The sequence below is a fragment of the bacterium genome (assembly GCA_040754625.1).
Taxonomy (GTDB): Bacteria; JACRDZ01; JAQUKH01; order JAQUKH01; family JAQUKH01; genus JAQUKH01.
The window spans coordinates 1-3,700 of the sequence record JBFMCF010000036.1 but is presented as its reverse complement, the minus strand read 5'-3'; the positions used below and the strand labels follow the sequence as shown (position 1 = coordinate 3,700).

Annotated in this window: 2 protein-coding genes; both read left to right on the top strand. The window is 34.8% G+C overall.

Features of this window, described 5'->3' with window-relative positions; all coding sequences use genetic code 11:
- The first annotated feature begins 149 nt into the window (after nucleotides 1-149).
- On the top strand, nucleotides 150-1,325 hold the full coding sequence (locus tag AB1498_02920) for a tetratricopeptide repeat protein (GenBank protein ID MEW6087233.1): 1,176 nt from the start codon (nucleotides 150-152) through the stop codon (nucleotides 1,323-1,325).
- A gap of 42 nt (nucleotides 1,326-1,367) precedes the next feature.
- Nucleotides 1,368-3,515 (top strand): cytochrome c3 family protein, encoded by a 2,148-nt coding sequence (locus AB1498_02915; GenBank protein MEW6087232.1) that lies wholly within the window; start codon nucleotides 1,368-1,370, stop codon nucleotides 3,513-3,515.
- Nucleotides 3,516-3,700: the final 185 nt, after the last annotated feature.

The window sequence follows — 3,700 nt, the reverse complement described above, 5'->3', positions numbered from 1 at the left end:
CACAATATGATGATTATTATACCTCAAAATTTTCTTAAAAACAGGGGGGAGCATTTAAAAAGTTGATTTTTATCGATAATGATAAGGAATTTTAATAAAATGTCAAAGAGATTTTTGACATTACGAATAATATTGGGGAGGAAAAAGTCATGAAAAAAATTAAGATAAGATATTTTATATCAATCTTTTTGGTTTTATTATTTTTTATCTGTCTCTTTTCCCTTTCCACGAAAGCACAGGCGTTTAAAAGGTTGAGTAAAGAGGATATAATAATCCCTTTTACCCTTAAAAATATATCAGGACAGGCAATTTCTATTGATTCGTACCGGGAGAAAAGCGCGCTGGCCGTAATGTTCTGGAAATATCCGGGCGACCGTTGTATAGAAGAAATGAATATTTTGCAGGAACTTTACAATCAATATAAAGAAAAAGATTTTGAGATTATAGCTGTTTATTCACCTGCTTCTGCGAATGGTGCGGGCGATGATGAGATGTCAAAAATTTATGAGCTTATTGCCGATAAGAATTATACTTTTCAAATTTTGATTGATTCTGATTTAAGCATTTATAATAAATATGGTGTTTTAACATTCCCCAGTTTGGCGTTAGTTACAAAGGAAGGAAAAGTATTTGAAATCATAGCCGGTTTTCCCAAGTTCAGCGGTAAAAAAAATCTGGTTAATCATGTAATGAATATGCTTGGAATCGAATTACCCAAAAAAGAAAGCAAGGTTACCCGTTATCAGCCGGATAAAAAAGCAGAACGTTATTTCGGTATTGCAAAAACTATGTATAATGCAGCGTTTTACGGGAAAGCAGAAAGCAATTTACAGCGGGCACTAACAATAGATACGGGTTATGCGGATGCCTACGCGCTTTTGGGGAATGTATATGCTAAAAAGGGAAATGTGGAACTCGCGGAGAAAAATTTTAAAATTTCTCTTGAATTGGATACAACTAATGCCGAAATTCATTTTGATTATGGTATTTTTTGCCGCGACAGGAATATGGGTGAATGCGCCCAGGCAGAATTTGAAAAAGTTTTAACTTTAAATCCTGATTCAGGAAACGGGCATTATGGTCTTGGCACAATGTACCGGATCCAGAAAAAATATGATGAAGCAATTAGTGAATTTGAAGAAGCAATTCGTATTTTTGAGGGTAATGGAAATAAAGAACCAAATTTAAACCTGGCTCATACCTATTATGAACTTGGTTTAATTGCCGCTGACTTAAAACAGGAAGATAAAAGCCTGAATAAGCTTAAACAGGCAAATATATTATATAAAAATATAATAAAGGGACTGGTTTTAATGGCTGAGTAATTTTAAACCTTTTAAACAAAAGCTAAAAATAAAGGACTAAAGATGCTTTTCATAACGAAGCCGACCCATGAAAGCGCTTGTGACAAAAATAGATTTGTTTTTTTGCTGCCTGTTTTCTTTATCTTTTTATTAATAGTAAACCCTGTATTATACGCTGTCTCAGATAGTATAAATATTATTCCCAAAAATATTAACGAATTAAACTCTCCGATTGGTATAGCTGTTAATGAGAATAAGATATTTGTGACTAATACTTTTGTCGGTAAAATCCAGGTTTTTGATAAGGATAACGGCAAATTGTTGAATGAATTCGGAGAGCGCGGCATGGGAAAAGGCAGGTTGACCCTTCCATGGGATATTGCAATAGGCAAAAATAAAAAAATTTATGTCAGTGATTTAGGACAGCATAGAATTCTGGTTTTTGATTTTAACGGGAGATTTATTTCCCAGTTTGGAGGTAAGGGCGAGGGCAAGGGTGAATTTATAATGCCGTTTGCCGTTGACCTTGATAAAAAAGACAATATTTATGTTGTAGATACATGGAATAATCGAATCCAGGTATTTGATCCTGACGGGGAATTTCTTTTCACTTTTGGTTCAAAAGGCAGTAGAAATGGAGAATTTTTAAATCCAAAGGATATTGTGTTATACAATAAAAAAGTTTTTATCGCTGATTCCGGGAACAATCGTATACAGATATTTGATGAAGCGGGGCATTTTATTTCCCGTTTTGGCCAGCCAGGTTCACAAATCGGAGATTTTTCCGAACCTATAAGCGTAACGGTGAGCAATAAAGATTTGATTTATGTTTGTGATGAGAATAATAACAGGATTCAAGTTTTTGACCAATCAGGACATTTCCTTTTCAAATTTGGGAAAATAGGGAAAAAGCCCGGTAATTTTTCATCTCCCAAAAAAATCTATGTTGATAAAGATGAAAATATATATGTCGTTGACAACAAAAATAACAGGATCCAGATATTTTCCACTAAATTTCACCCGGATCAAATGAATAAACAGTGTGTGGATTGCCACACAGATATAAAAGACCAGGTTCGAAAGGAAAATTTACACCCGAGTAAGGATAAAGAAGAGTTTTGTGTAATTTGCCATACTGTTAATATAAGTCTTGGTATTAGCGGAATAACTATTTCAAAGAGTACAGTTTGTTTTGGATGCCATTTGCAAAAAATGGTCGATAAAAGTTACCTGCACGGCCCGTTGGGTAATGAGGATTGTATTATATGCCATTTTCCGCACAGTTCAGACCATAAAAAACTTTTGATAAAAGAGGACGGGGAATTATGTGAAATTTGTCATAAAGAATTTATTGATTTGCAAAAAAAAGACGCTGTTGTCCATAAACCTATAACAAAAGGAAATTGTTTGCCATGCCATGAACCGCATAATTCAGAGAACAAATATTTAGCAAAAAATTCAGGGATAAAACTTTGTAAAGCCTGTCACGGGTTTTCTTTAGTAAAAAAGTATACACATGGTCCTTTAGCTGAAGGACAATGTGTTGTATGCCACCAGCCTCACAGTTCAAACAATAAGCATTTATTGGCAAAAGATGGTGCTGAAATTTGTTATTTATGCCATGAACGTATTGAAAATTCAGCATATTTGCACGCGCCAATCAAGAAAAATGAATGTATCGGGTGCCATACTCCTCATGAATCTAATTTTAAATATCAACTTAGGGAAGAAAAAGAAAAGTTATGTGTTTTATGCCATCAGGAGAAAAAAGACATTTTGAAAAAGAAATATGTACACGAGCCTCTGGATAAAAACGGCTGTATTGATTGCCATCAATCACACAACTCTAGATTTCCTTTTCTTTTAAAAGCCAGCTTCCCGGAGGATAATTATGTATCTTATAATGAAAATGCGTATAATCTCTGTTCACAATGCCATAATCCCAGGATAGCGGAGAATGAATTAATCAGCCGGGCCGACAAAAAAAGCGAAACAAGGTTCCGTGACGGGGACAAAAATCTGCATTATAAGCATGTGAACAGCAAACGGGGAAGAAATTGCAGTACCTGCCATGATCCTCATTCATCAAATCAACAGGCATTAATCAGGGAAGACCAGACAAATATAAAAATAAAACTCGGTTTTACCAAAAACTCCCAGGGAGGCAAATGCACCGGGGCATGTCACACCGAAAGAAGTTACAAATATTAAAACTTGACTTTCACAAAAAGAAACTTTAAAAATAAACTTGACAGACTTACAGCTTGTATATCAGAACTTTGACACCTCGAAAATAAATTTCTTTATTTGATAAGTAATTAGCTGATTTCAGGCAGACGTAGGCACTACGTTTTCTTTTAGGGAAGAAATAATTTTGGGCGGGATTGCGCAGCCTG